The sequence below is a fragment of the Subtercola boreus genome (assembly GCF_006716115.1).
GTDB classification, from domain to species: Bacteria; Actinomycetota; Actinomycetes; order Actinomycetales; family Microbacteriaceae; genus Subtercola; species Subtercola boreus.
In genome coordinates this window covers 1,695,681-1,721,298 of record NZ_VFOO01000001.1, presented here as the reverse complement: position 1 = coordinate 1,721,298, position 25,618 = coordinate 1,695,681, and the positions used below count along the sequence as shown (strand labels likewise).

Sequence of the window (25,618 nt, the reverse complement as noted above, 5' to 3'; positions counted from 1 at the left end):
CAGCGGCGCCGCGGCGCACGCCGGACCGGCCGCGCCGCTGACCGAAGCGGGGCACACGTGCCTGCTTGTAGTGCGGGCGGGCCCTTTGCGCGTTCGGGGCAATGTTTTCTGCAGAACTGTCGTAATGGATCGGTGTTTCTGGGCTCTCTTCCTGTAGACCACACAATCCCTACAGAAAGTTCTGATATGAATCGCCGATCCATCAAGACCACCGCGGCCGTCGTCTGCGTAGCCGCTGCAACCATCGGGCTCGGCCTGGCGGGTGCAACACCGGCTACAGCCAGCCCCGTCGCGCCGACCGCGACGACGAGCTCCGACCAGTCGTTCATCGTCCCCTCTGGGAGTCTTCCAGGGGCCAGGTCGGTCGAATTCCTGGGCGAATACAAGGCTTCGTCAACCACCGACAATATCGCAGCTTACGGCGTCTATTTCACGTGTGACGACGGCGCCACTGTGCTTGTTGAGGGGACGTCGTTCTGGCCGGGTGATGTTCGATATGGGCGCCTCGACGGTGCCCAGTTCTACGGCACGATCCCGATTGCCGAAGTAGGTCATACCTGTGTCATCCACGGAGTTGCACCGACAGGTCGCGCGCTCACTTTCGAGAAGCCGTGGAACAAGCCTGATGAGAGCGACCAGCCCCGGCTCCAGTTCGCTTCGAAGACGATCGTCAAGAGTGCGAGTGGCGGCCTGTAGAAAGGCGCCGTGCCGGGTTCGGCCCGCTCGCGTACTGCGAGCGGGCCTTCGGCGTCTCTCGTGTATGACAACCGAGAGGACCCCCATGACTCCTTGATCCCACTCCACCGACCGCCGCATCGCGGGCGCAGTGTTCGCTTCGTCGTGCAGACCCCGGCGCAGAACGGGGGAGCGGATCTGGTTCCCGTACAGGGGCTCATCAGCGGGGCCGGCTCATCCTTCTTGCTGAGCGACTACTCGGCCCGGATGATCTGCAATCGTGCCGGTCGACATCGAGGCGTAGTTTTCGTCTGCTCATCGCCCTTGGCCCGCTCGCGTAGTGCGAGCGGGCCCTCGGCGTCTCTGTCGAAAGAACTCCGTCGAATCCGCGTAATGGATGCTCGTTTTTGACGTCTCTCTTATGAACAACTACGGGAGGACCCATCACATGTTCAATAAATCATCCAAGATGCTGCTGAAACTCGGTGTTGTCGGGGCAGTGTCGACAGCCCTGGTGGTGGGAGGCAGTGTCGCAACGGCATCTGCCGTAGACCCAGCGCCCCCGACAGGCACCACCCTGCGAGTCAGCCTCTTCACCGTGCCGCAGCCCGTTGACACCACCCGCAGGCCGACAGTCCAGGGTGTCGTGAACCTCCGATCCACACTCGACCCGGCCGCAGTGCATCTCCGACTCACCTGCGACGACGGGCAACTCTTCGATACCCCGCTGCAGGGCACGTCTAGTCCCACCATTCTGCGTTTCGCCGTGGAACTGCCGCTTACCGAGGTAGGACATCGCTGCCTCGTCGACGGGTACGTCAGCAATGAGGCGCATCCCCTGGTCTTCAACCCGGTCACGATGGTGAACAACCCCGGAGAGACTGAAGTGTGGGTCAGTGGAATCGACAACGTGGTCTACAACAGGTTGGGCGGGCTCTGAGCGGCGACGACTTTTCTAGGAGAACTCGGGGAAGGACGCCGATGTCAGACTATTCCTCCTCAATCACCTGTCAAGCAGAGCGGATGGCGCGGACGGCAGCCGCCGCTTTCGTACTCACGTGCGGGGTCAGCACCGGCCCGGCGGCGCATGCAGGGCCTGTTGCGTCTGCGGGGCCGGCTGTGAGGCGGCTCCGATGAGCGAAGTTCAGGGCCGCGCGGTGCGCCGCGGGGGCAGTGACAGGGGCGCGCAGTAGCGTAAGCGCATGGCTACGAGTACCAGGGCGAACTCCCGCGCGCGCGGCGCGGCAGGCGGGCGAGGCGGCGCGAGCGGTGCCGGCGCGGCCGGCGGCGGCAATGGCGGCGGCGCGAACGGCGGGCGACGCGCGCCCGCGAAGACTCCGGCGAAACAGCAGGCCACCGCCACGCAGAAGACGCTGAAGTTCCCTGTCGAGAGCGAGGGCCCCGGCATCTTCACCACGATGTGGCTGGGCCTCGCGCACCTGGTCGGGGGAGCGGCGCGCGCCTTCGGGCACGAGAAGCTCGCCAAGGAGGAGCGCCGCGACGGGTTCCCGTTCCTGCTGTTCCTGCTCGCTGTCGCGGGGGCCGTGATCGAGTGGTTCCTCGTCGCCAGTCCCGTGGCGAACCTGCTCGACGCCTACACGTTCGGCGGCCTCTTCGGCCGGGTGGCCTACGCCCTGCCCGTGGTCATGCTTCTCCTTGCGATCTGGTTGTTCCGGCATCCGAATTCCGTCAACGACAACGGCCGCATCGGCATCGGTCTCGGCATCCTGCTCCTCATGGTCTCGGGCCTCTGCCACATCTTCGGCGGCGAGCCGTACCCCGCGGAGGGCATGGAGTCGCTCGCCACAGCCGGCGGAGTGTTCGGCTGGGTGATCGCCGCCCCGCTCATCCTCATCATCACGCCCATCGGCGCGACGATCGTGGTCTGCGCACTGCTCCTGCTTTCGCTCTTCATCATCACGAAGACTCCGCCGAACAAGCTGGCCTCGCGTTCTCGTGAGCTGTACGCCTACCTGTTCGGTGCCGCTTTCGGCGAGGCTCCGGAGTCGCGGGAGGACCGCGAACCGAAGGTTCCGCGGGCGGGTCGCGGCAGGAATGTCGAGCACACCGGCGACCTCGAACTCGACTTCGACCACGTGAATGACGAATCGCTGCCCTGGTGGCGACGAAACAAGAGCGGGCGCGAGGAGGATCCGGCCTTCGATTCGCCGATCATCCCGACCACCGCGGTCGGCCCCGCGCCGATCCACGTCGAAGACCGCACGCCGCCCACAGAAGTGATCGATCGCACGATCGACGAGAGCCGCGGTTTCGACGCCGCACTGCTCGGCGACATGGAGGCGGCCGAGCAGGCAGTCAGGCGCTTCACGGGCGAGGTGCTCCCCGGCACGAAGTCTGCCACGGGCATCCGCGACGACGCGGCCGGCGACAGCGCCTCCTTCACCGGCGTGCTCTTCGGCGAGACCTCTGGCGCCGCGGGTGCCGTTGGAGCAGCCGCAGCCGGCGCCGTTCCCGCCACGAAGCCGTTCCCCACGGCGGCGACCGCGGTTCCGGATGCCCTGCCGGGCTTGTCGCCCGACGACACGTTCATCCCGCTCGCCGAAGTCAAAGAACTCGAAGCGCTGAACTACTCGCTGCCCCCGGTCGGCAGTCTGGCCCTCGGCGAACCCTCGAAGGCCCGTTCGCAGGCCAACGACGACATCGTCCGGGCGCTCACCGACGTGCTGTCGCAGTTCCAGGTCGACGCGAAGGTCACCGGATTCTCGCGCGGCCCGACCGTCACCCGCTACGAGATCGAGCTCGGCCCGGGCGTGAAGGTCGAGCGCGTCACAGCGCTCAGCAAGAATCTCTCGTACGCGGTCGCGAGCAACGAGGTGCGCATCCTGTCGCCCATCCCGGGCCGGAGCGCGATCGGCATCGAGATCCCGAACACCGACCGCGAGATCGTGGTGCTCGGCGACGTGCTCCGTTCCGCCAAGGCGACGAACGACACGCACCCCATGACGATCGGCGTCGGCAAAGACGTAGAGGGCAAGTTCATCATCGCGAACCTCGCGAAGATGCCCCACCTCCTCGTCGCCGGTTCCACGGGCTCGGGCAAGTCGAGCTTCGTGAACTCCATGGTCACGAGCATCCTGATGCGCGCCACGCCCGCCGAGGTGCGGATGGTGCTCATCGACCCGAAGCGTGTCGAGCTCACCGCCTACCAGGGTGTTCCGCACCTGATCACGCCCATCATCACGAACCCGAAGAAGGCCGCCGAAGCGCTGGCCTGGGTCGTGAAGGAGATGGACATGCGGTACGACGACCTCGAGAGTTTCGGGTTCCGTCACATCGACGACTTCAACCGCGCCGTCGTCAACAAGGAGCTCGTGCTCCCCGCCGGCAGCAGCCGCGTGCTGAAGCCCTACCCGTACCTGCTGATCGTCGTCGACGAGCTCGCCGACCTCATGATGGTCGCCCCCCGCGACGTCGAAGATTCGATCGTGCGCATCACCCAGCTGGCACGGGCATCCGGAATCCACCTCGTGCTGGCCACCCAGCGCCCGAGCGTCGACGTCGTCACGGGCCTCATCAAGGCGAACGTGCCGTCGCGCCTCGCGTTCGCGGTCACGAGCGTCACCGACTCGCGGGTCATTCTTGACCAGCCCGGTGCCGACAAACTGATCGGGCAGGGCGACGCCCTGTTCCTCCCGATGGGCGCCTCGAAGTCGATCCGTGTGCAGGGTGCGTGGGTGAGCGAGTCCGAGATCGCCAAGGTCGTCGAGCACGTCACGCGCCAGGCGAGGCCGGAGTACCGGCAGGATGTCACGGCCGCCGCAGCCTCGAAGCAGATCGACTCGGACATCGGTGACGACCTCGAAGTGCTGCTGCAGGCGGCCGAGCTGGTCGTCAACACGCAGTTCGGTTCGACCTCGATGCTGCAGCGCAAACTGAAGGTCGGCTTCGCGAAGGCCGGACGCCTGATGGACCTGCTCGAATCGCGCGAGATCGTCGGCCCATCCGAGGGTTCGAAGGCCCGCGATGTGTTGGTGACCGCCGACCAGCTGCCTGAGGTGCTGGCGATGCTCCGCGGGTCGGATGCCGCTGCGGCACCCTCATCGCCAGCTGGCCCGTCACAGCCGTCGCAGGGCGCTCCCGCGGCCGGACTGTCGCCCGCGGCCGGTTACGGCACCGACCAGATGGACTACAGCGATCCTCTCGCGGAGCCGGGCCCCGGCTATCCTGAAGTGGAGGGCGACACGGATGAAGACGCGTGGGGCCTCACCGGCAGAGAGTAGCACCATGACGAATACGCCCGAAGCCCAGGCCGCGGCCGCGCCGAAGCCCAGCAACTGGAACCTGCCGAACGCCATCACGATCATCCGGATCCTGCTCGCGCCGGTCTTCTTCATCATGCTTCTGGCCGACAACGGCTCCGACGGGGTGGTGCGCTACCTGGCTGCGATCCTCTTCATCCTGGCGATCGCGACCGACGGGATCGACGGCCACCTGGCCCGCAAGAACAACCAGGTCACCGATCTCGGCAAGATCCTCGACCCGATCGCCGACAAGGTACTGACAGGCGCGGCGCTGGTCGGTCTGTCGATCCTCGCCGAACTGCCGTGGTGGGTGACGATCATCATCCTCGTGCGCGAGGTCGGCATCACCGTCTTCCGGTTCGCCGTGATCAAGCGTCGGGTCATCCCCGCTTCCCGTGGTGGCAAGCTGAAGACGCTCGCCCAGTCGATCGCGATCTCGCTCGCCCTGCTTCCCCTCGAACAGGTGGTCGGTTCCTGGATCAACGTGGTGAACATCGTCTTCATGTCGATCGCCTTCGTGCTGACGGTGATCACGGGCATCGACTACCTCTACCAGGACCGAAAGCTGAACCGCGCCGCGAAGGCGGGAAACACTTCAGCGTGACCGGCTCCGGTGCCGCGTCCGGGGGAATCACCGACGACACGGACGAGGGCGGCGATCTCACCGCCCGACTGCTGGCCGACCTGCACCAGCGTGGCGAGACGATCGCTGTGGCGGAATCGCTCACCGGGGGTCTCCTGGTCGCCGAACTCATCCGCCCGGCCGGTGCCTCGAACGTCGTGTACGGCGGAGTAGTCGCCTACAACACGGCTGTCAAGGCCTCCGTGCTCGGAGTGGACGGCGAGCTGCTCCGAAAACACGGCCCCGTGCACCCGGAGGTCGCCGAACAGATGGCCGAGGGCGTTCGGCATGCGCTCGCCGTCGACGGCTCACCGGCATCGATCGGCATCTCCACGACGGGGGTCGCAGGCCCGGGTCCCCAGGACGGACACCCTGAAGGCACCGTGTTCATTGGGATCTCCCTGGCCGGGCGCACCCGCAGCTTCGCGCTGCACCTCGACGGAGACCGCGGCCAGATCCGCGCGGCGACGGTCGGCGAGGCCGTGCGGATCCTGAGCGCACAGCTCTGAGCCGGTCACGCGGGAATGACTCACGTTTCGATCTCGTTACACCTGTTGTCATTAACGACGAAAGTCCAGTCTGGGTCGTTTAGAGTTTGTGGTACGCGATATCGACTGGACAGGAAAGCTAAGGAGGCTCCGATGATTTTGGTTCGTCAAGAAATCGGCGACGTGCTGCGGGACTTCCGTCTTCAGAAGGGCAGAACCCTTCGTCAGGTCGCGAGCAAGGCCAGTGTCGCGCTCGGTTACCTCAGTGAGGTCGAGCGTGGGCAGAAAGAGGCATCGAGCGAGATTCTCGCTTCGGTGGCCGAAGCCCTCGACACCCCGATCTCCGTGATCATGCGTGAAGTGGGCGATCGCCTTGCCGTGATCGAGGGAATCGACACGATCCCCGACACTGTGCCCGACGAGTTCGTTGCGGGTTTCGATGCGTCCCTGGCGGCCCGCTAAGCGGTGCGCGTCAGTGAATTCCGGCAGGCCGTGCTCGACGAGTTCGGTGCCGGCTACGGCCGGGTGGTGACCGGCGATCTCGTTCTGGCCGAATTCGACGGCCGCACGGCAGAGCAGGCGATCAGCGCGGGTGAGGATGCCCGTGAGGTGTGGCTTGCGCTCTGCCGCGCCGCCGACGTTCCCCAGAGTCGTTGGTACGGCGTCGGTCTCCCGCAGCCCCGTTCCTAGAACTGTGTTCGAATGGCGCAACACGCCGCACGGATTTATCGAAGATGTGTTCGAAGCGCGTAGTCTCCTTCACAGCAGACGTTTCTCGGCCTTTCTCCACAGATTGGATGCCCGCTCCCGACAGTGTCGGTGGGTCTCCGTAACGTGGTCGAGGTAAGCAACACCTGCTGATATGCCTTGTCGTCAGCCTGAGCGAGTCGCCCGAGAGGGGCGTCGGAGCAAAGGGCGCGACAGCCTATAGGCGCACCGTACGCGGCGCAGATCCGGAAGAACAATTATCCGGGTCGGGCGAGCACCTGATTCAAGGAGACAGCACATGCCCTCAGACGCAACTCGTGAGAAAGCTCTCGAAACCGCCCTCGCCCAGATCGACCGCCAGTTCGGCAAAGGCTCTGTCATGCGCCTCGGCAGCGATGACCGTGCACCTGTCGAGGTGATCCCCACGGGCTCGATCGCGCTCGATGTCGCACTCGGCATCGGTGGTCTTCCGCGTGGCCGCATCGTCGAGATCTACGGTCCGGAGTCGTCGGGTAAGACCACACTGACCCTCCACGCCATCGCCAACGCACAGCGCGACGGCGGTATCGCCGCGTTCATCGACGCCGAGCACGCGCTCGACCCCGAATACGCGAAGAAGCTCGGCGTGGACATCGATGCCCTGCTCGTCTCCCAGCCTGACACGGGGGAGCAGGCGCTCGAGATCGCCGACATGCTCGTCCGCTCGGGCTCGATCGACCTGATCGTCATCGACTCCGTGGCCGCACTCGTGCCACGGGCGGAGATCGAGGGCGAGATGGGTGACTCCCATGTGGGTCTCCAGGCCCGGCTCATGTCGCAGGCGCTCCGCAAGCTGACCGGTGGCCTGAACCAGACGAACACCACCATGATCTTCATCAACCAGCTCCGCGAGAAGATCGGGGTCTTCTTCGGCAGCCCCGAGACCACGGCCGGTGGTAAGGCGCTCAAGTTCTACGCCTCGATCCGCCTCGACATCCGTCGCATCGAGACGCTGAAGGAGGGCACGGAGGCCGTCGGTAACCGCACCCGCGTCAAGGTCGTCAAGAACAAGATGGCACCGCCCTTCAAGCAGGCCGAGTTCGACATCATCTACGGCATCGGCATCTCGCGGGAGGGCAGCCTGATCGACTTCGGTGTCGAGCACGAGATCGTGCGCAAGTCCGGCGCCTGGTACACCTACGACGGCGACCAGCTCGGCCAGGGCAAGGAGAACTCGCGCCGCTTCCTCAAAGAGAACCCGGATGTGGCTCTTGAGATCGAGAATAAGATCAAGATCAAGCTCGGGCTGCTTGCAGACCCGAACGCGCCGAAGGCTGTGCCTGCCGCCGATGCGAAGGGTGCCGCGGGTGCCGTTGCAGGTGCGGGTGCTGCGTCCGTCGAGGCTGCGCCCGTGAAGACGGCTGCTGCGCGCAAGAGCGCCTAGTCGTGGTCGCCAGAGTCACGTACCTGCCTGGGGTGGTGCCGCCTGCTGAGGCGGCGGCGCCGTCCCCCGAAGGTGCCGGGGTGACGAGTGCAGACTCGTCCGTCGTCGCGCCAGCGGTCGTCGAATCACCGGCGAAGGCGCTTCCCACCGTGTGGTGGTCGGAGGAGGAGTCCGTAGAGGCTCCAGCTGAGCCTCCTGCCACCCCGGGTCGCCGCCCGGGTCGCACGCCCGTCTTCGTCGAGGAGCCGGAAGACGACGACGAGGAGCCGATGAGCGAGGGGGAGCGCGCGGCGTTCCTCGAGAACATCGTCGTGCGTGCCCTGGCCCGCAAGGGTCTCTCCGAGTGGGAGGTGAGCCGGCTGCTCACCACCAACGGTGTCGAGGAACACGAGCTCGAGCTGTTCCTGGAGCGGTACCGCAGCAACCGTTACATCGACGATTACGACCTCGCCGAGAACCTGGTGGAGTCACTCCACCGGCGGAAGGGCTTCGGTCGGTCGCAGATCAAGGCGGAGCTGTCGGCGAGGCACATCCAGCAGGAGATCATCTCCGCTGCACTCGAGGCGCTCGACGACGACGACGAACTGCAACGTGCGACCGAGCTCGCTGAGAAGCGCGCACCGTCCCTCGCGCGGCTCGACGCCGCCACGGCAGAGAGACGGCTGACGTCATTCCTGATGCGCAAGGGATACCCGTCGACGATCATCCGCACCGCTGTCAGTGCGGCCCTCACCCCGCAGGCGCGCGGGGTGAGGTTCCGCTGACCGTCCGCTGTCCGCCCTCGACGGGCGTGCGGAGGGTGCGGAGGATGCGATCGGCAGCCCGAACGTAGACTGGGGTCACTATGAGTAGCGTGAGCGAAGCCCCGACGATCATCCTGCCCTCCGCTGCCGCAGCGGGTGAGTCGGGGCGGGCCCGCACCTATGAGGTCCGCACCTACGGCTGCCAGATGAACGTGCACGACTCCGAACGTCTGAGCGGTTCGCTGGAGGCGGCAGGGTACGTTCGCGACCAGTCGGGCGATCCTGATGTCGTCGTCATCAACACCTGCGCCGTGCGCGAGAACGCCGACAACAAGCTCTACGGCAACCTCGGCTTCCTCGCCTCTGTCAAGAAACGTCACGAGGGCATGCAGATCGCCGTCGGTGGCTGCCTCGCCCAGAAGGACAAGTCGGTCATCCTGTCGAAGGCCCCATGGGTCGACGTCGTCTTCGGCACCCACAACATGGGGGCGCTGCCGAGCCTCCTGGAGCGGGCCCGGCACAACGACGAAGCGCAGATCGAGATCCTCGATTCGCTCGAGACATTCCCCTCGACGCTTCCGACGAAGCGCGACTCCAGCTACAGCGGCTGGGTCTCCATCTCCGTCGGCTGCAACAACACCTGCACGTTCTGCATCGTGCCGTCCCTCCGCGGCAAGGAGAAGGACCGCCGGCCGGGCGAGGTGCTGCGGGAGATCCAGTCTCTCGTCGACGACGGGGCCATCGAGGTCACTCTCCTCGGCCAGAACGTCAATTCCTACGGTGTCGAGTTCGGCGACCGGCAGGCCTTCGGCAAACTGCTCCGCGCAGCGGGCACGATCCCCGGGCTCGAACGGATCCGCTTCACCAGTCCGCACCCGGCCGCCTTCACCGACGACGTGATCGACGCCATGGCTGAGACGCCAGCCGTGATGCCGCAGCTGCACATGCCGCTCCAGTCCGGATCCGACCGCATCCTGAAGGCGATGAAGCGCTCGTACCGCTCCGAGAAGTTCCTCGGCATCCTCGACCGCGTGCGGGCACGGATGCCGCACGCAGCGATCAGTACCGACATCATCGTCGGGTTCCCCGGCGAGACCGAGGAGGACTTCCAGGACACGCTCCGGGTCGTCGAGCAGGCGCGTTTCGCAACGGCCTTCACCTTCCAGTACTCCATCAGGCCGGGTACGCCGGCGGCGACCATGTCCGACCAGGTTCCGAAGGAGATCGTGCAGGAGCGGTATGAGCGCCTGACGGCGTTGCAGGACAGGATCGCCTGGGAGGAGAACGAGAAGGTCGTCGGTCGACGCGTCGAGCTCCTTGTCGCCGCCGAGGGCCGCAAGGACTCCGACACCCAGCGGATGAGCGGGCGCGCCGAAGACAGCCGGCTCGTGCACTTCGACGTGCCCGATGGGTCGGCGGTGCCGCGTCCCGGTGATGTCGTCACTGTCGAGGTCACCGGCGCGAAGCCGTACTACCTGATCGCTGACTCTGTGGACGGCGCCCCGCTCGAGGTGCGCCGCACCCGCGCCGGCGACGCCTGGGAACGGGACCAGTCCGACTCGTGCGCCGTTCCCGCCACGGGCGACGGTGCCCGTTCGCACGGCGCGGCCGTCGGCGGCGCTGCCAAGGGCCGCGTCTCCCTCGGCCTCCCCGGCCTCCGGGTGGCGACCAGCCCGATCTACGATCTCGCCGACGACCTGCGCTGAGACCGGGGCACGTGTACCTCCCCGAGCTGGTGGCGGTGGTCGGGGCGACCGGCACCGGCAAGTCCGAACTCTCGCTCGGCCTTGCTGAGAGCCTGATCGCGAGCGGGCATCCCGCGGAGATCGTCAACGCCGATGCGATGCAGCTGTACCGCGGCATGGACATCGGCACAGCGAAACTGACGCCCGAGGAGAGGCGGGGCATCCCGCACCACCTGCTCGACGTGCTCGACGTGACAGAAGACGGCTCCGTCGCTGAGTACCAGCGCGATGCGCGGGCGGCGATCGACGACATCCGGGCGAGAGGTTCCGTCCCGATCCTGGTCGGCGGCTCCGGTCTCTACGTCTCCTCGGTGATCTACGACTTCCAGTTCCCCGTGCGTGACGAGGCGGTCAGGGCGCGACTGGAGGCAGAGCTCGAGCAGAGTGGTCTCGGGGTGCTGTGGCAGCGGCTGAAGGCGGCCGATGCGGAGGCTGCGACATCCATCGGCCAGCACAACGCCAGGCGGGTCGTCCGGGCGCTCGAAGTGATCGAGCTGACGGGCAGGCCGGTGACGGGACAGCTGCCCGACGAGCCCGTCTGGTGGCGTGACACGGTCGTCGTCGCGCTCCGGCACCCGCGGGAGCTGCTCGTCGAACGTCTCGACCGGCGGGTCGAACGGATGTGGCGGGAGGGACTCCTCGCGGAGGTCGAAGCCCTGGTGCCGCTGGGCCTCGAAGACGGCAGCACGGCACGGCGGGCCATCGGCTACGCGCAGGCCCTCGCCGAACTGCACGGAACTGCCACAGGCGAGGCCGCGATCGCCGAGGCGCAGGCACTGACCCGGCGGTATGCCCGGCGCCAGGTGAGCTGGTTCAAGCGCTACCGCGACGCGCGCTGGTTCGAGGCCGACGACGAGGCACTCGTCGACGGCGTTCTGGCGAGCATCTGGACACCGGCCGGCTGAGCTCGCACAGGCCCTGAGCGGGAGCCTCTAGGCTGGTGTCATGGGCATCGATCTGCACTTCACCAAAGGCCAGGGCACGGGAAACGACTTCGTTCTGTTCTCCGACCCCGACGGGGAGATCGAGCTCACGCCCGCCCAGATCGCGACCCTCTGCGACCGGCACTTCGGCATCGGTGCCGACGGCCTGATCCGTGCCGTGCGATCCTCGAAGATCGCCGACGGGGCAGGCTCGCTCGAGCAGGATGACGCCGCCGAGTGGTTCATGGACTACCACAACGCCGACGGCTCACAGGCGGAGATGTGCGGCAACGGCATCCGCGTCTTCTCGAAGTACCTGCTCGACAACGGCCTGGCGACCCTGGGGCCGGGCGAGACGCTAGTGGTCGGCACCCGGGCCGGTGTGATCGATGTGCAGCGCAACCTCGCCGGGTTCCAGGCGGATCTCGGTCGCTGGCGGCTCGACGGCGGAGAACCGCTGGTGCGGGCGAAGAACCTGCAGGTCGCGCGGCCCGGCCTCGGCATCAACGTGGGCAACCCGCACGTCGTCGTCGCCCTGGCCGACGACGAGGAGCTGGAATCGGCCGACCTGACCTTCATCCCGCACCTCGAACCCGCCCCGGTCGACGGGGCGAACGTCGAATTCGTCGTCCCCCTCGAACCGCTCGTGCGGAACGGCGTCGGGCACATCCGGATGCGCGTGCACGAACGGGGCAGCGGGGAGACCCTCTCCTGCGGCACCGGCGCGGTCGCTGCGGCCCTGGCCATCCGTCACTGGGCGGGCGCGGGGGCGCCGAACCAGTGGCGCGTCGAGGTGCCTGGTGGCGCAGTGGGCGTGCGCATGTTCGCGACCGAGGACGGCGAGCACGTGTCGCTGTCCGGGCCGGCGGAGCTCGTCTACGAGGGTGACGTCACGCTGAACTGACGGCGCATCACGCGCCGCACGCGCTTCACTCGTGCAGTCGTGCCCGCAGCACCCGGTAGCCCTTGTTCGTGGCGGCACGAGTCACCTGGAAGGCGGGCGGCAGGGCATCTTCCAGCCACCGGTGCAGCGAATCCGAGCCGAGGTTCCGCTGCACGACGAGCCAGGCATCGGAACCGGGGTCGAGCCGCGGAAGCCAGCGCAGCAGGAGTCGGTGCAGTTCGTTTTTGCCGACCCGGATGGGCGGATTCGACCAGATCGTCATGAAACGCAGATCGTCGGGAACATCGTCGGGCAGCACGGCGTTGACATTGTCGAGGCCCAGCTTGGCAGCGTTGGCCCTCACGAGATCGAGAGCACGCTCGTTGACGTCAACAGCCCACACGGTGGCGTGGGGTGACAACAGAGCGAGAGCCAGCGAGATCGGGCCCCAGCCGCAGCCGATGTCGAGAAGGTTGCCGCCGGGAGGCGGTGCCGGTGTGTTCGCCAGCAGAACCTGGGTTCCGGCATCCACCTGATTGGGGCTGAACACACCGCCGGCGGTCGTGGCGAGGAAGTCGCGACCGGCCAGGCTGACCGGAATCTCCTTCAGCCGGAGTTCCGTCGATGGGCTTGCTGAGAAGTAGTGCCCATTGTCCATAGCCATAGAGGGAATGTAGCAAACGAGAGGTCTATCCTTGAAGCCAATGACTGAACACGATTCATCTTTCACCGAAGAAGCCGAGCTGTCCGCCGAGAACGAGGGCGGTTCCGCTGACACGACCGCGACTCAGGATGCCGTCGGCCGGGTTCTGGCGCGCGCCGAGGCGCGATCATCCGGGTACGCCCTGTTCTCACCCGGGAGTGCGCAGGCGCTGCAGCGGCCAGACGGTCGACCGGCGGGCCAGAACCACGACGGCGACCAGGCCGACCTCGCCGACAGGCAGGCGCTCCGCCGTGTCGCCGGTCTCTCCACTGAGCTCGAAGACGTCACCGAGGTCGAGTACCGGCAGCTCCGGCTCGAGAACGTGGTGCTGATCGGGGTCTACACGCAGGGCACGCTGGGCGACGCAGAGAACTCCCTGCACGAACTTGCAGCCCTCGCCGAGACGGCGGGTGCCGCGGTGCTCGACGGGCTCCTGCAGCGCCGACCGAACCCCGACCCGAGCACCTACTTCGGCAAGGGCAAGGCCGAGGAGCTCGCCGGCGTCGTGAAGGCTCTCGGCGCCGACACGGTCATCGCCGACAGCGAGCTCGCCCCGAGCCAGCGTCGTGCGCTCGAAGACATCGTGAAGGTGAAGGTCATCGACCGCACCGCGGTGATCCTCGACATCTTCAGCCAGCACGCGAAGAGCCGGGAGGGCAAGGCGCAGGTCGAACTGGCCCAGCTCGAGTACCTCCTTCCCCGCCTCCGAGGCTGGGGCGACTCGATGTCCCGCCAGGCCGGTGGCCAGGTGGGTGGTGCCGGCGCCGGTATGGGATCGCGTGGGCCGGGTGAGACGAAGATCGAGCTCGACCGACGCCGCATCCACACCCGCATGGCGCGGCTCCGCAAGCAGATCGCGGCGATGAAGCCGGCCCGTGAGGCGAAGCGGGCGAACCGCAAACGCAACACGGTGCCGTCGGTCGCGATCGCGGGCTACACCAACGCGGGCAAGTCGTCGCTGCTGAACCGCATCACGGGCGCCGGGCTTCTTGTCGAGAATGCGCTGTTCGCAACGCTCGACGCGACCGTTCGCCGCACCCAGACGACGGATGGCCGCGAGTTCACCTTCGTCGACACCGTCGGGTTCGTGCGGAGCCTGCCGACGCAGCTCGTGGAGGCGTTCCGCTCCACCCTCGAAGAGGTCGGCGACGCGGATGTCATCGTGCACGTCGTCGACGGCTCGCACCCCGACCCGGCGAGTCAGTTGGCCACGGTTCGCGATGTGATCGGCGAGGCGGGTGCCCGCGACATCCCGGAGGTCGTGGTCTTCAACAAGAGCGACCTCGTCTCCGAGAGCGACCGCATCGTGCTGCGGGGCCTCGAGCCGCACTCCATCTTCGTGTCAGCTCGAACGGGCGAAGGCATCGAGGAGCTGTTGCAGCTGCTCGACCGGATGCTCCCCACCCCGTCGATCGAGGTCGATGTGCTCGTTCCCTACGACCGCGGCGACCTCGTGTCGCAGCTGCACGAGCACAGTACCGTGCTGAGCACCGACTACGAGGAGGGCGGCACGCACGTTCGCGCGCTCGTGACGCCTGAGACCCAGTCGCAGTTGCTGGAGTACAGCACGCTGTAGCCCCGGCCCACGCTCCCGCACGCAAAAGAGGCGCCGAACCCCTTCCGGGTCGGCGCCTCTCGCATGCGGTGCTGCACTGGTGGTGGTGGTGGTGGTGGGGGTGGTCGTGGTGGTGGTGGTCGTACGGTGCCGCCCATCGGGCGGATCATTCACACCGAGCGGAGTACGGCCACGACCTTGCCGAGCACCGTGGCGTAGTCGCCCAGGATCGGCTCGAAGTTGGTGTTGCGGGGGAGCAGCCAGGTGTGGCCGTCGCGCTGGCGGAACACCTTGACAGTGGCCTCCTCGTCGAGCATCGCGGCAACGATGTCGCCGTTCTCGGCGGTGGCCTGCGTGCGCACCACCACCCAGTCGCCGTCGCAGATCGCGGCGTCGATCATCGACTCTCCGACGACCTTCAGCATGAAGAGCTCACCCTTGCCGACCAGTTGACGCGGGAGGGGGAAGATCTCCTCCACCTGCTGTTCGGCGGTGATCGGGATGCCCGCCGCGATGCGCCCGACGAGCGGCACCAGGGCGACATCGCCGTGCGGTGTCGGGGAGTCGGAGTTCACGCTGTCGCTCTTCGGGATGTCGATCAGAACCTCCAGCGCCCGGGGACGGTTCGGGTCGCGGCGGAGGTACCCGCTCAGCTCGAGCTGGTTGAGCTGATGGGTGACGCTCGACAGGGAGGCGAGGCCGACGGCGTCGCCGATCTCGCGCATGCTCGGCGGGTAGCCCTGCGTGCTCACAGCCTCGGAGATCACTTCGAGGATGGCCAGCTGCTTGTCGCTCAGCGACTTGCGCCGCCGGGTACCGCCGCGTTCCGCGGGGAGGCGTTCGCTCGCCATCGGGTTCTCATTCCTGTTGGAGACCCAGTGTCAGTGGCTGGCTGTTGAATGCAGTCAGCTGGCCAGTGTCGGTGGGTGCTGGTTCAGTTCACAGTGCTGGTCGCACGCTGACCAGACAATCGAAACTGTATCGAACACCGCGCGCATTCCAAACACCTGTTCGAGTGTGTCGCGGTATTCGATACCAGATATTGCTTGATTGTTCGAACGTTCGAAGATATATTCGGAACACAGCTTCGTATGCGGCACTCCCGGCCGAGTGCCGCATACGAATCCTGCACCAGTATGAATGCCTCCCCAGGCAGAAGATCCAGGAGATCATCATGACTGCACTTCACATCACCGGCACCCCCGCCCCTCGGCTGCGCCTTCGGCTCACCCGGCGCGGGCGCGTCGTGCTGACCACGATCGCCGCGCTTCCGCTGGTCGCCGCGATCGGAGCCTTCGCCCTCCTCGGCGGAGGCTCTGCAATCGCCACGGCCCAGCAGGCGCCTGTGGAGTTCAGCTATGTCACGGTGCAGTCGGGCCAGAGCCTCTGGTCGGTGGCCTCCCAGCTCGACTCGTCTGCCGACACCCGCGACGTCATCGCCGACCTCGTCAGCCTGAACCAGCTTCCGAGCTCCGAGGTGCAGCCGGGCCAGCGGCTCGCGGTGCCGATCAAGTACGAGCACTGACCCACCACCAGCACTGACCCGCGGTCGCGGCCGTTCCGCTCGCAGCCGGTAAACTCGGGCGGGTGAGTTCACTAGCCGATCTGCCCATCCGTGACGACCTCCGGGGGCTGAAGCCCTACGGTGCACCCGAACTCAAGGTGCGGGTGGCGCTGAACGTCAACGAGAACACGCATCCCATACCCGAAGACGTAGCCCGCTCGATCATCGAGTCGGTGGCACTGGAGCTGCGCACGGTCAACCGCTATCCCGACCGCGAGTTCTTGAAACTCCGCGACAGCCTGGCGGCCTACCTGAACGCCGCTCTCGTCGAAGAGTCAGCTGCCGCGGGCCTGCCGGTCGCCGAGCTGACCCGTGACAACATCTGGGCGGCGAACGGTTCGAACGAGATCCTGCAGCAGATCCTTCAGGCCTTCGGTGGGCCCGGGCGTTCCGTGCTCGGCTTCCCTCCCACATATTCCATGCACCCGATCATCGCGGCGGGCACCGGTACCGAGTGGATCCCCGGCGTGCGCGACGAGAACTTCGAGATCTCGCCGCAGACAGCCGTCGACTGGGTCCAGCGCACCAACCCCGACCTCGTCTTCTTCTGCGCACCGAACAACCCCACAGGCACACCCCTTTCTCTGGAGACGATCGCTGCCGCCTACGACGCGACAGACAAGATCGTCGTCGTCGACGAGGCGTACGCCGAATTCGGCCCTTCCGGCGAACCGACCGCTCTCTCGCTCCTCGAAGGCAGGCCGCGCCTCATCGTCTCCCGCACCATGAGCAAGGCTTTCGCCTTCGCCGGCGCGCGGCTCGGCTACCTCGCTGCCGACCCCGCCATCAGTGACGCCCTCCGTCTCGTGCGCTTGCCGTACCACCTCTCGGCCCTCACCCAGGCCGCAGCCACGGCTGCACTCGCCCACGCACCCGAGATGCTCGCCATGGTCGACGACATCAAGGGCCAGCGCGATCGCATGGCCCGCCGACTGGCCGAGCTCGGGTACAGCCCGTACGAGAGCACCTCGAACTTCATCCTCTTCGGTGGTGTCCCCGACCCGCACCGGATGTTCGAGCAGCTCCTCGAGCGGGAGATCATCATCCGCGACCTGGGTATCCCGAACCACCTGCGGGTGAGTGCGGGTACGGAGTCGGAGACCACCGCATTCCTCGAGGCGATGGACGAGATCACCCCCCGGTAGACTTTTTGTCATGTCGACCGAACCGCGCACCGCCCACCTCACCCGCGAGACCAGCGAATCGAGCATCGAGCTCTCGCTGGACCTCGACGGAACGGGTGTGTCGAACATCGACACCAGCGTGCCGTTCTACAACCACATGCTCACGGCTTTCGCCAAGCACTCGCTGACCGACCTCACGGTGAAGGCCACGGGTGACACCGACATCGACGTGCACCACACGGTCGAAGACATCGGGATCGTGCTCGGCCAGGCCATCCGCCAGGCCCTCGGAGACAAAAGTGGCATCTCCCGGTTCGGTGACGCTCTTGTTCCGCTCGACGAGGCCCTCGTGCAGGCCGTGGTCGACATCTCGGGCCGCCCCTTCCTCGTGCACACCGGTGAGCCGGCGGGCTTCGAGTTCCACCTCATCGGTGGCCACTTCACCGGCTCGATGGTGCGCCACGTCTTCGAGGCGATCACGTTCCACGCCGGCCTGACCGTGCACCTCACCGTGCTCGGCGGCCGCGACCCGCACCACATCGCGGAGGCGGAGTTCAAGGCGTTCGCGCGGGCTTTCCGGTTCGCGAAGCAGCTCGATCCGTCGGTCTCCGGCATTCCTTCCACCAAGGGTGCCCTGTGACGACCAAGCGGGTCGTGGTTCTCGACTACGGCAGTGGCAATGTGCACTCCGCCGTCAAAGCGCTCGAGAAGGTCGGGGCGTCCGTCGAGCTCACCGCCGACCGCCGCGCTGTCGCTGAGGCCGACGGGCTGCTCGTGCCCGGCGTCGGCGCCTTCAGTGCCGTGATCTCCGCCCTCGAGGCGGTGCGCGGTGGCGACCTGATCGACAAGCGCCTCGCTGGCGGCCGCCCCGTGCTCGGCATCTGCGTCGGCATGCAGGTGCTCTTCTCCCGCGGAATCGAGCGTGGTGTCGACAGCGAGGGTCTCGGTGAGTGGCCCGGTACGGTCGAGGAGCTGGCGGCGGATGTGCTGCCGCACATGGGCTGGAACACCGTTCGGGCACCGGAGTCGTCGCGCCTCTTCGCGGGTATCTCCGACGAGCGCTTCTACTTCGTGCACTCCTATGCCGCCCAGCGCTGGGAGCTCGAGGTGCAACCGCCCCTGCCGGCTGCCTCCGTCACCTGGGCCGACCATGGCGGCGCATTCATCGCTGCCGTCGAGAACGGCCCCCTTTCTGCGACCCAGTTCCACCCCGAGAAGTCCGGCGACGCCGGTATGCACCTCCTCGAAAACTGGCTGACCACCCTCTAGCCCCTCGCACCCCCCACCCACCCCCATCGCCCGATCGAAACCCCGAAAATTGTCGCTCTGAAGGTGACTTACCGACAGTTTTCGGGGTTTCGATCGAGACCCACTACCGCAGACTGAAGATCCAGAGGACATTGATGACCGAGAACGGCCCCGCGCTCGAACTCCTTCCCGCCGTCGACATATCGAACGGGCAGGCGGTGCGGCTGACCCAGGGCCAGGTCGGCACCGAGACGAACCACGGCGACCCGGCCGACGCCGCAGCAGACTGGGTCGCCCAGGGCGCCGAATGGATCCATCTCGTCGACCTCGACGCCGCTTTCGGGCGGGGCAGCAACGTCGACGTCATCCGCCGGGTGATCGCCGAGGCGAAGAACATCAAGATCGAGCTCTCGGGCGGCATCCGCGATGACGCCTCCCTCGAGAACGCCCTCGCGAGCGGCGCCACCCGCATCAACCTCGGCACCGCTGCGCTGGAGAACCCCGAATGGGCGGCGAAGGCAATTGCCCGCCACGGTGACGCGATCGCCGTCGGGCTGGATGTCCGCGGCACCACGCTCGCGGCCCGCGGTTGGACCGAAGACGGGGGAGACCTCTGGGAGGTCCTGGCGCGGCTCGAAGACGCGGGATGCGCGCGCTACGTCGTCACCGACGTCACGAAAGACGGAACGCTCAAGGGCCCGAACGTCGACCTGCTCCGCCAGGTGATGGAGCGCACCGACAAGCCCGTGGTCGCTTCAGGCGGCATCTCGAGCCTCGACGACCTCATCGAACTCCGCGCCCTCGTGCCCGCAGGCCTGGAAGGGGCGATCGTCGGGCGCGCACTCTACGCCGGCGCATTCACCCTGGTCGAGGCGCTGGCGGTCGCCTCCGAGTGACGGATGCTCTGACCCCCGCCGACTCGGCCGGCCAGCCGTGGGCGGGCCGCACTTTCGATGCCCACCCCACCACCTTCGCCGGCGACGACGGAGCGGCGCCGGAGCTGCTCGTGGCGGCGCTGAACCGGTTCCATGAGCTGGTGGCCTCGCAGCCGACAGCCGGGTCGATTGCCGACCTCCTCGCCGCCCAGACTGCGGTCGTCGATGCCGTGCGCGACGTCCGGCTCCTCGTTCCACTGCTCGCCCACGCCGGCGAGACGGGCGTCGACGATCACGGGCGTACGGTCGACAAGACCCAGGAGCTCTCGATTGTCACGGTCACGGCACCGGACGGCCGTGCAGTGCAGCCCGCCTTCACCTCCACTGAGGCGATGGCCCGCTGGAACCCGAAGGCCCGCCCCATTCCGACTCCCGCGCGTCGGGTTGCCCTGGCGGCTGCGGGCGAGAGCACCGACCTGATCATCCTCGACCCGACCTCGCCCACCGAGTTCGCGCTCCGCCGCCCTGCCGTCTGGGCGATCGCCCAGGCGACGCCGTGGGTCTCCCCGCTCGGGGACACGGCGGTCGCCCGGGCGTTCGCCGGCTCCGCGGCGGGGGAACGCGACATCCAGAGCATTCGCCTGCGCGCGGGTGACCCCTCAGCGCGGCTCGTCGGCACCGAGGTGATCGTCGAACTCACTCTCGTGCCGGGACTCGACCGCGACCGGCTCGCAGCGCTCCTCGCGGCCCTCCAGCAGCGCTGGGCCGAGAGCGAGGTCATCGCGGGCGCGGTCGACTCGATGTCGCTGAAGCTGCTCCAGGGTTCCTGACCCGCGAGCCGTGCCGGAGGCCTCTACAGCCCCTCGCGTTCCCGCTCCTGCGCGACGACCGCGCCGCGGTCCGCGAGGCGCCGGAGCCCGGCGAGCGGCTGCTTCATGCGGAAGTTCGGGGCCAGCACGGGCTCGGTTCGGTCGAGGAACGCCCAGTATCCGGCGGTGAATGGGCAGGCATCCGGCCCCAGCCGCACGCGCGGGTTGTACCGGCACCCGCCGCAGTAGTCGGTCATCGTGTTGATGTACGCGCCGCCCGACGAGTACGGTTTCGTCGCGACGATGCCGCCGTCCGCGTGTTGGGACATGCCGATCACGTTGGCCGGCATCACCCACGGTGTGCCGTCGACGAACATGTCGGTGAACCAGTCGTTCAGCGCGACAGGGTCGTAGCCGCGCTGCAGCGCCCAGTTGCCGATCACCATCAGGCGCTGGATGTGGTGAGCCCAGCCGTGCTGCCGCAGCCCGTCGATGCTGTGGTGCAGGCAGTTCGCGGTGATGGTGGTGGCGTCGAGTTCGGTGAACTCGCGGGGGAGAGTTTCTTTCGCGCCGAGCGCATTGTGCGACCCCCGGTAGTCCTCGCCGAGGTGCCAGTAGAGGTGCCAGACGTAGTCGCGCCAGCCCATCACCTGCCGCACGAAACCCTCCACCGAGGCGAGCGGCGCCCGGCCGGCCTCGTATTCGTCGGCGACCCGTGTCACGACGGCGAGGGGGTCGAGCAGCCCGAGGTTGAGGGGAGCGCTCAGGAGTGAGTGCGCCATGGTCCAGTCGTTCGTGAGAGTCGCATCCTCGAACGGGCCGAAATCGTTCAACCGACTTTCGATGAAGCTGTCGAGGGCGAGGTTCGCCTCACGTTCGGTGACGGCGAAGCGCCGCGGGGCATCCAGACCCACCAGCTGCACTAGCCCGTCGGCCTGCCAGCGGTCGAGGTCTTCGCGCACGCCGGCGTCGATCTCGTCCTCCTCGGGCCACCACGGATCGGGCAGGCCGAGCGTCACGGCACCCCTCGGCGGCCGTTCCCGGTTCGAGACGTCGTAGTTCCACTGCCCGCCGGCCGGCGTCTCGCCCTCCATCAGGATGCCCGTGCGTTGCCGCACCGACCGGTAGAAGTCCTCGAGCAGCAGCCGCTTGCCGCCCCGACTGCCCGCCCAGAGCGCGAAGTCCGACTCGCTCGTCACGAAACCGCGGCTGGGCAGGACGCGTGCACCGAGCCGCCTGACGTACCGGCGCGCACTGTAGGAGGTCGGATCGATCACGTCGAGATCGTCACGACCGTCCACGACGGCACTGTAGGTGTCGACCTGGTGGAACTCCACGCGGTCACCGAGTTCGGCTGCCCGGTGCCGGATGCCCGACAGCAGCAGGTGCGCCTTGGCCCTGTGCATCGGGCGGCGCCCGAACACCGAACGCGCTTCGATCAGGAGCATGCGCCCGCCGCCGTCGTCGAAGAGCGAGCCGAGCTGGCCGGCGAAGATCCAGCGCACGCGGTCGGGGCCGCCGTCGTCGGAGACCGTGCCGGGGCCGCCGTCGTCGGGGCCGCCCATCATGTCGCCGGTGCCCTGGGTCATGCTCCCTAGTTAACGGGCCCGGTCAGCTTCTCGCCAGGCCCTTGACCGATGGCATCCGGGAACGGCGACGCCTCCCGGAACGCGAGCTGCAGCGAGCGGAGGCCGTCGCGGAGTGACCGTGCGTGCATGTCGCCGATCTCGGGTGCACCGGCCGTGACGAGCCCGGCCAGTGCGATGATCAGCTTGCGCGCCTCGTCGAGGTCCAGCTGGCTGTCGGGGTCATCGGCGAGGCCGACCTTCACCGCGGCTGCGCTCATCAGGTGCACAGCCGTGGTCGTGATGACCTCGACGGCCTGCACATCGGCGATGTCGCGCGCTTCGTCGCTCATGGGAATCCGTTCTTTGATTGTGGCCGAGTCTCTGCTAGACTTCTGGGCGGCTCTGGCACCGATAGGTGTCAGATCGAAAGTGGAGAATCTCCCACCCGCATGACCGCTTAATAGGTTATCGGGTTGATTGCACTCCGCCGGCGTCATGCAGATGATGCGGGTAGACAGGGTGCGGTGCGTTTGTGGCAGGTCGGGTCGGAATGACCCGAATTCCTGTTTTGCGTGGTGACGTTCGACTTTTGCGTGCTCCGGTTCATGCCGGTGGCCCGGCCGACACCCACGCAGAATCAAAGGAGCAACGCATCAGCGATCCCCGTACAAACGACCGTATACGAGTACCCGAGGTTCGCCTCGTGGGTCCGGCCGGTGAGCAGGTTGGCGTCGTCAGCATCGACGTGGCCCTCAGACTCGCGCAAGAGGCAGACCTTGACCTGGTCGAGGTGGCCCCCAACTCCAAGCCGCCCGTCGCCAAGATCATGGACTACGGGAAGTTCAAGTACGAAGCTGCGCAGAAGGCGAAAGAGGCCAGGCGCAACCAGGCGAACACGATCCTCAAAGAGGTCCGTTTCCGCCTGAAGATCGATGTGCACGACTACGAGACGAAGCGGAAGCGCGCTGAAGGCTTCCTCAAGGCCGGTGACAAGGTGAAAGCGATGATCCTTTTCCGTGGCCGCGAGCAGTCCCGCCCCGACCAGGGCGTGCGCCTTCTCCAGAGATTTGCCGAAGACGTTTCGGAGTTCGGTTCTGTCGAATCGAGCCCGACCATCGACGGTCGCAACATGGTCATGGTGGTGGGTCCCCTGAAGAACAAGTCAGAGGCCAAAGCCGAGGCCAACGCTCAACGAGCTGCAGCGAAGACACCGCGCGAGGCACCTGCCGAAGCGTCCGCCGAGGCACCTGCCGACGCGACCGCCGAGGCACCTGCCGCGGCGTCACCCGCCGCAGCCGAATAACTACCGAAAACCCACGAGGAGACAACAATGCCGAAGATGAAGACCCATTCCGGGGCCAAGAAGCGTTTCAAGGTCACTGGCACCGGAAAGCTGATGAAGCAGCAGGCCGGCATGCGGCACAACCTGGAAGTGAAGTCGGGCCAGCGCAAGCGCCGCCTCAACACCGACCAGGTGCTCGCCCCGCAGGACGCCAAGGTCATCAAGAAGCTCCTCGGCCTCTAGATCACGACGACGAAAAAGGATTAGAAGAAAATGGCAAGAGTAAAGAGGGCGGTCAACGCCCACAAGAAGCGTCGTGTAATTCTCGAGCGCGCAGAGGGCTACCGCGGCCAGCGTTCGCGCCTCTACCGCAAGGCCAAGGAGCAGGTCACCCACTCCCTCGTCTACTCGTACCGCGACCGCCGTGCGCGCAAGGGCGACTTCCGTCGCCTCTGGATCCAGCGCATCAACGCCGCTGCCCGCCTGAACGGCCTCACCTACAACCGCCTCATCCAGGGACTGAACCTGGCCGGCATCGAGGTCGACCGTCGCATCCTCGCCGACCTCGCCGTCACCGAGCCCGCCACGTTCGCGGCCCTGGTCGAGAGCGCGAAGGCTGCACTGCCCGCCGACACGTCAGCCCCGAAGGTCGACGCAGCAGCGTAGTAGCACAAAGATCTGCTTGACTTGGCACATGCTCGATAACCCGCGTTCACCGCGTGTTCGGGCCGTCGCCAAACTTGCCAAGAAGGGAGCCCGGTCTGAGACCGGGCTCTTTCTCTTGGAGGGGCCGCAGGCGGTAGCCGAAGCGCTGCTCTTCAGTCCCCAGCTCGTCGTGGAGCTCTACGCCACCCCGACGGCACTCGAGAGATACACCGACATCGCCCAGACCGCAGTGGATGCCGGCGTCGACGTCGAGTTCGTCTCCGAGCAGGTGCTCGAGGTCATGAGCGACACCGTGACCCCGCAGGGCTTCATCGCCGTGTGCCACCAGTTCCCCACCGCCGTCAAAGACATCTTCGCCGCCGGCCCCCGCCTGATCGCCATCCTCGAAGAGGTGCGCGACCCGGGCAACGCCGGCACGATCATCCGTGCCGCCGATGCTGCCGGAGCAGACGCGGTGATCCTCACCGGGCGATCGGTCGACCTCTACAACCCCAAGGTGGTGCGGTCGACGACCGGCTCGCTGTTCCACCTGCCCGTTGCGGTCGAGGCGACGCTTGCCGATGTGAAGCTCCGTGCCGTCGAGGCGGGCCTGCAGATCCTCGCGGCCGACATCAAGGGCGACGACCTGCTCGAGGTCCGCTCGTCCGGCCTCCTGAAGGCGCCGACTGCCTGGCTCTTCGGCAACGAGGCCCGCGGGCTCACCGATGACGATCTCAAACTTGCGGATCGTGCGGTCTCCGTGCCGATCTACGGCCGCGCCGAGTCGATGAACCTCGCCACCGCGGCATCCGTCTGTCTCTACGAGAGTGCTTTCGCCCAACACAGTTGACGATCGGAGGGCGTGCAGCGCTACGGATGCCCGTTGTCTGTGGTAATTCTCAGGCAAATGTGTATCCGGCTTCAGCAGTTTCCCATGTTACGGGTGGGTAACTTTTGACCGCTCGATTCGTGACCCCCCGTGCGGGTGTGGTTGTGTGGGGGCCATGGACGCACCCGGCACACCCCTCGTCGTTCTCGACCACGTCAACAAGCACTATGGCGATCTGCACGTTCTGAACGACATCACCCTGACGATCGCCAAAGGTGAGGTCGTCGTGGTGATCGGGCCGAGTGGATCGGGTAAATCGACCCTCTGCCGTGCGATCAACAGGCTCGAGACGATCGACGACGGCACGATCTCGATCGACGGGCAGGCGCTGCCGAGCGAAGGCGCCGCCCTCGCGAAGCTGCGGGCCAACGTCGGCATGGTCTTCCAGTCCTTCAACCTCTTCGCCCACAAGACGATCCTGCAGAACGTGACGCTCGGTCCGATCAAGGTGTCGAAGAAGTCCAGGGCCGAAGCGGATGCCCGGGCCATGGAGTTGCTCGAACGCGTCGGGGTCGCGAACCAGGCCAAGAAGATGCCGGCCCAGCTCTCGGGCGGCCAGCAGCAACGCGTGGCCATCGCCCGAGCCCTCGCGATGCAGCCGACAGTGATGCTGTTCGACGAGCCCACCTCGGCGCTCGACCCGGAGATGATCAACGAGGTGCTCGACGTGATGGTCGGCCTCGCCAAAGAGGGCATGACGATGATCGTCGTGACCCACGAGATGGGTTTCGCCCGGAAGGCCGCCGACCGCGTCGTGTTCATGGCAGACGGCCGCATCGTCGAAGACACCACCCCGGCGGAGTTCTTCGACCACCCCAAGAGCGATCGTGCCAAAGATTTCCTCTCCAAGATCCTGACCCACTAACCACAGAAGAGGAAAGAAG

The 25,618-nt window shown here is 66.8% G+C and carries 28 protein-coding genes; 24 read left to right on the top strand and 4 right to left on the bottom strand.

The genetic code is table 11. From position 1 onward, the window contains the following. Positions 1 to 186: 186 nt before the first annotated feature. The 12 genes from FB464_RS08090 to dapF all read left to right on the top strand — a co-directional run bounded on the left by FB464_RS08090 (position 187) and on the right by dapF (position 12,493). Positions 187 to 696 carry a hypothetical protein gene (locus tag FB464_RS08090; RefSeq protein ID WP_116414318.1) on the top strand — a complete coding sequence of 170 codons (510 nt, stop codon included), beginning with the start codon at positions 187 to 189 and terminating at the stop codon, positions 694 to 696. A 427-nt stretch (positions 697 to 1,123) separates the two neighbouring features. Beyond that, on the top strand, positions 1,124 to 1,615 hold the full coding sequence (locus FB464_RS08085; RefSeq protein WP_142206652.1) for a hypothetical protein: 492 nt from the start codon (positions 1,124 to 1,126) through the stop codon (positions 1,613 to 1,615). Positions 1,616 to 1,877: 262 nt separating this feature from the next. After that, positions 1,878 to 4,916 (top strand): FtsK/SpoIIIE family DNA translocase, encoded by a 3,039-nt coding sequence (locus FB464_RS08080; RefSeq protein WP_116414320.1) that lies wholly within the window; start codon positions 1,878 to 1,880, stop codon positions 4,914 to 4,916. A gap of 4 nt (positions 4,917 to 4,920) precedes the next feature. Continuing rightward, positions 4,921 to 5,541, top strand: a complete 621-nt coding sequence (gene pgsA, locus FB464_RS08075) for a CDP-diacylglycerol--glycerol-3-phosphate 3-phosphatidyltransferase (protein WP_116414321.1) — start codon at positions 4,921 to 4,923, stop codon at positions 5,539 to 5,541. Continuing rightward, positions 5,538 to 6,068 carry a CinA family protein gene (locus FB464_RS08070; RefSeq protein ID WP_342780668.1) on the top strand — a complete coding sequence of 177 codons (531 nt, stop codon included), beginning with the start codon at positions 5,538 to 5,540 and terminating at the stop codon, positions 6,066 to 6,068. The genes pgsA and FB464_RS08070 overlap by 4 nt, the downstream gene beginning before the upstream one ends. A gap of 132 nt (positions 6,069 to 6,200) precedes the next feature. Beyond that, the gene (locus tag FB464_RS08065) at positions 6,201 to 6,509 is read left to right on the top strand and encodes a helix-turn-helix domain-containing protein (RefSeq protein ID WP_116414322.1); all 309 of its coding nucleotides are present in this window, start codon (positions 6,201 to 6,203) and stop codon (positions 6,507 to 6,509) included. Between the two features lie 3 nt (positions 6,510 to 6,512). Continuing rightward, positions 6,513 to 6,737 (top strand): DUF3046 domain-containing protein, encoded by a 225-nt coding sequence (locus tag FB464_RS08060; RefSeq protein ID WP_116414323.1) that lies wholly within the window; start codon positions 6,513 to 6,515, stop codon positions 6,735 to 6,737. 316 nt (positions 6,738 to 7,053) lie between these two features. Further along, positions 7,054 to 8,178: a recombinase RecA gene (gene recA / locus FB464_RS08055; protein ID WP_116414324.1), complete on the top strand. Its 1,125-nt coding sequence runs from the start codon at positions 7,054 to 7,056 to the stop codon at positions 8,176 to 8,178. Positions 8,179 to 8,258: 80 nt separating this feature from the next. Further along, a complete protein-coding gene (locus FB464_RS08050) occupies positions 8,259 to 8,942 on the top strand; it encodes a regulatory protein RecX (protein ID WP_116414325.1) in 684 nt (227 codons plus the stop codon). Positions 8,943 to 9,022: 80 nt separating this feature from the next. Then, the gene (gene miaB, locus FB464_RS08045) at positions 9,023 to 10,627 is read left to right on the top strand and encodes a tRNA (N6-isopentenyl adenosine(37)-C2)-methylthiotransferase MiaB (protein ID WP_116414326.1); all 1,605 of its coding nucleotides are present in this window, start codon (positions 9,023 to 9,025) and stop codon (positions 10,625 to 10,627) included. 11 nt (positions 10,628 to 10,638) lie between these two features. After that, positions 10,639 to 11,571 carry a tRNA (adenosine(37)-N6)-dimethylallyltransferase MiaA gene (miaA, locus tag FB464_RS08040; protein ID WP_116414327.1) on the top strand — a complete coding sequence of 311 codons (933 nt, stop codon included), beginning with the start codon at positions 10,639 to 10,641 and terminating at the stop codon, positions 11,569 to 11,571. Between the two features lie 40 nt (positions 11,572 to 11,611). Further along, complete coding sequence (gene dapF, locus FB464_RS08035; protein ID WP_116414328.1) at positions 11,612 to 12,493, top strand: diaminopimelate epimerase; 882 nt, start codon at positions 11,612 to 11,614, stop codon at positions 12,491 to 12,493. Positions 12,494 to 12,518: 25 nt separating this feature from the next. On the opposite strand, the gene FB464_RS08030 is transcribed toward dapF, so the two are convergent. Next, a complete protein-coding gene (locus tag FB464_RS08030) occupies positions 12,519 to 13,130 on the bottom strand; it encodes a class I SAM-dependent methyltransferase (RefSeq protein WP_116414329.1) in 612 nt (203 codons plus the stop codon). A gap of 46 nt (positions 13,131 to 13,176) precedes the next feature. Here FB464_RS08030 and hflX point away from each other — a divergent pair, with 46 nt between their 5' ends. Beyond that, entirely contained in the window at positions 13,177 to 14,751 is a 1,575-nt protein-coding gene (hflX, locus tag FB464_RS08025; RefSeq protein ID WP_116414330.1) for a GTPase HflX, read from the top strand. Positions 14,752 to 14,900: 149 nt separating this feature from the next. Here the strand turns inward: hflX and lexA are convergent, their stop codons facing one another. Continuing rightward, on the bottom strand, positions 14,901 to 15,581 hold the full coding sequence (lexA, locus tag FB464_RS08020; protein ID WP_116282541.1) for a transcriptional repressor LexA: 681 nt from the start codon (positions 15,579 to 15,581) through the stop codon (positions 14,901 to 14,903). A gap of 323 nt (positions 15,582 to 15,904) precedes the next feature. On the opposite strand from lexA, the gene FB464_RS08015 reads away from it, so the two are divergent. The 6 genes from FB464_RS08015 (at position 15,905) to FB464_RS07990 (ending at position 20,371) form a co-directional block, all read left to right on the top strand. Continuing rightward, positions 15,905 to 16,255 (top strand): LysM peptidoglycan-binding domain-containing protein, encoded by a 351-nt coding sequence (locus tag FB464_RS08015; RefSeq protein ID WP_116414331.1) that lies wholly within the window; start codon positions 15,905 to 15,907, stop codon positions 16,253 to 16,255. Positions 16,256 to 16,317: 62 nt separating this feature from the next. After that, a complete protein-coding gene (locus tag FB464_RS08010) occupies positions 16,318 to 17,439 on the top strand; it encodes a histidinol-phosphate transaminase (protein ID WP_116414332.1) in 1,122 nt (373 codons plus the stop codon). Positions 17,440 to 17,449: 10 nt separating this feature from the next. Further along, the gene (gene hisB, locus FB464_RS08005; RefSeq protein ID WP_116414333.1) at positions 17,450 to 18,058 is read left to right on the top strand and encodes an imidazoleglycerol-phosphate dehydratase HisB; all 609 of its coding nucleotides are present in this window, start codon (positions 17,450 to 17,452) and stop codon (positions 18,056 to 18,058) included. Next, a complete protein-coding gene (hisH, locus tag FB464_RS08000; protein WP_116414334.1) occupies positions 18,055 to 18,687 on the top strand; it encodes an imidazole glycerol phosphate synthase subunit HisH in 633 nt (210 codons plus the stop codon). Before hisB ends, hisH begins: the two co-directional genes overlap by 4 nt. A 134-nt stretch (positions 18,688 to 18,821) precedes the next feature. Continuing rightward, the gene (gene priA / locus FB464_RS07995) at positions 18,822 to 19,562 is read left to right on the top strand and encodes a bifunctional 1-(5-phosphoribosyl)-5-((5-phosphoribosylamino)methylideneamino)imidazole-4-carboxamide isomerase/phosphoribosylanthranilate isomerase PriA (RefSeq protein ID WP_116414335.1); all 741 of its coding nucleotides are present in this window, start codon (positions 18,822 to 18,824) and stop codon (positions 19,560 to 19,562) included. Then, positions 19,559 to 20,371, top strand: a complete 813-nt coding sequence (locus tag FB464_RS07990; protein WP_246092975.1) for an SseB family protein — start codon at positions 19,559 to 19,561, stop codon at positions 20,369 to 20,371. The genes priA and FB464_RS07990 overlap by 4 nt, the downstream gene beginning before the upstream one ends. Before the next feature lie 23 nt (positions 20,372 to 20,394). Here FB464_RS07990 and FB464_RS07985 read toward each other — a convergent pair whose 3' ends face one another. Together FB464_RS07985 and FB464_RS07980 are read right to left on the bottom strand one after the other, a co-directional pair. Beyond that, entirely contained in the window at positions 20,395 to 21,939 is a 1,545-nt protein-coding gene (locus tag FB464_RS07985; RefSeq protein ID WP_246092974.1) for a cryptochrome/photolyase family protein, read from the bottom strand. Between the two features lie 5 nt (positions 21,940 to 21,944). Further along, positions 21,945 to 22,268, bottom strand: a complete 324-nt coding sequence (locus FB464_RS07980) for a DUF1844 domain-containing protein (protein ID WP_116414336.1) — start codon at positions 22,266 to 22,268, stop codon at positions 21,945 to 21,947. Between the two features lie 302 nt (positions 22,269 to 22,570). Between FB464_RS07980 and infC the strand changes: the two genes are divergently transcribed. The 5 genes from infC (at position 22,571) to FB464_RS07955 (ending at position 25,599) form a co-directional block, all read left to right on the top strand. Next, entirely contained in the window at positions 22,571 to 23,221 is a 651-nt protein-coding gene (gene infC, locus FB464_RS07975) for a translation initiation factor IF-3 (protein ID WP_116416521.1), read from the top strand. Between the two features lie 27 nt (positions 23,222 to 23,248). Continuing rightward, on the top strand, positions 23,249 to 23,443 hold the full coding sequence (rpmI, locus tag FB464_RS07970) for a 50S ribosomal protein L35 (protein ID WP_116414337.1): 195 nt from the start codon (positions 23,249 to 23,251) through the stop codon (positions 23,441 to 23,443). Between the two features lie 30 nt (positions 23,444 to 23,473). Beyond that, a complete protein-coding gene (gene rplT / locus FB464_RS07965; RefSeq protein WP_104243255.1) occupies positions 23,474 to 23,866 on the top strand; it encodes a 50S ribosomal protein L20 in 393 nt (130 codons plus the stop codon). A gap of 28 nt (positions 23,867 to 23,894) precedes the next feature. Then, positions 23,895 to 24,695 carry a TrmH family RNA methyltransferase gene (locus FB464_RS07960; RefSeq protein ID WP_116414338.1) on the top strand — a complete coding sequence of 267 codons (801 nt, stop codon included), beginning with the start codon at positions 23,895 to 23,897 and terminating at the stop codon, positions 24,693 to 24,695. Between the two features lie 154 nt (positions 24,696 to 24,849). Then, positions 24,850 to 25,599 carry an amino acid ABC transporter ATP-binding protein gene (locus FB464_RS07955; protein WP_116414339.1) on the top strand — a complete coding sequence of 250 codons (750 nt, stop codon included), beginning with the start codon at positions 24,850 to 24,852 and terminating at the stop codon, positions 25,597 to 25,599. Positions 25,600 to 25,618: the final 19 nt, after the last annotated feature.

Excerpts from the sequence above, each read along its gene's own strand:
- FB464_RS07955 (WP_116414339.1), top strand. The coding sequence starts at position 24,850 with ATGGACGCACCCGGCACACCCCTCGTCGTTCTCGACCACGTCAACAAG.
- FB464_RS07960 (WP_116414338.1), top strand. The coding sequence starts at position 23,895 with ATGCTCGATAACCCGCGTTCACCGCGTGTTCGGGCCGTCGCCAAACTT.
- FB464_RS08090 (WP_116414318.1), top strand. The coding sequence starts at position 187 with ATGAATCGCCGATCCATCAAGACCACCGCGGCCGTCGTCTGCGTAGCC.
- FB464_RS07985 (WP_246092974.1), bottom strand. The coding sequence starts at position 21,939 with ATGACCCAGGGCACCGGCGACATGATGGGCGGCCCCGACGACGGCGGC.
- miaB (WP_116414326.1), top strand. The coding sequence starts at position 9,023 with ATGAGTAGCGTGAGCGAAGCCCCGACGATCATCCTGCCCTCCGCTGCC.
- rplT (WP_104243255.1), top strand. The coding sequence starts at position 23,474 with ATGGCAAGAGTAAAGAGGGCGGTCAACGCCCACAAGAAGCGTCGTGTA.
- FB464_RS07980 (WP_116414336.1), bottom strand. The coding sequence starts at position 22,268 with ATGAGCGACGAAGCGCGCGACATCGCCGATGTGCAGGCCGTCGAGGTC.
- hflX (WP_116414330.1), top strand. The coding sequence starts at position 13,177 with ATGACTGAACACGATTCATCTTTCACCGAAGAAGCCGAGCTGTCCGCC.
- hisB (WP_116414333.1), top strand. The coding sequence starts at position 17,450 with ATGTCGACCGAACCGCGCACCGCCCACCTCACCCGCGAGACCAGCGAA.
- pgsA (WP_116414321.1), top strand. The coding sequence starts at position 4,921 with ATGACGAATACGCCCGAAGCCCAGGCCGCGGCCGCGCCGAAGCCCAGC.
- rpmI (WP_116414337.1), top strand. The coding sequence starts at position 23,249 with ATGCCGAAGATGAAGACCCATTCCGGGGCCAAGAAGCGTTTCAAGGTC.
- FB464_RS08030 (WP_116414329.1), bottom strand. The coding sequence starts at position 13,130 with ATGGACAATGGGCACTACTTCTCAGCAAGCCCATCGACGGAACTCCGG.
- lexA (WP_116282541.1), bottom strand. The coding sequence starts at position 15,581 with ATGGCGAGCGAACGCCTCCCCGCGGAACGCGGCGGTACCCGGCGGCGC.
- FB464_RS08085 (WP_142206652.1), top strand. The coding sequence starts at position 1,124 with ATGTTCAATAAATCATCCAAGATGCTGCTGAAACTCGGTGTTGTCGGG.
- priA (WP_116414335.1), top strand. The coding sequence starts at position 18,822 with ATGACCGAGAACGGCCCCGCGCTCGAACTCCTTCCCGCCGTCGACATA.
- FB464_RS08065 (WP_116414322.1), top strand. The coding sequence starts at position 6,201 with ATGATTTTGGTTCGTCAAGAAATCGGCGACGTGCTGCGGGACTTCCGT.
- dapF (WP_116414328.1), top strand. The coding sequence starts at position 11,612 with ATGGGCATCGATCTGCACTTCACCAAAGGCCAGGGCACGGGAAACGAC.
- FB464_RS08015 (WP_116414331.1), top strand. The coding sequence starts at position 15,905 with ATGACTGCACTTCACATCACCGGCACCCCCGCCCCTCGGCTGCGCCTT.
- FB464_RS08080 (WP_116414320.1), top strand. The coding sequence starts at position 1,878 with ATGGCTACGAGTACCAGGGCGAACTCCCGCGCGCGCGGCGCGGCAGGC.
- recA (WP_116414324.1), top strand. The coding sequence starts at position 7,054 with ATGCCCTCAGACGCAACTCGTGAGAAAGCTCTCGAAACCGCCCTCGCC.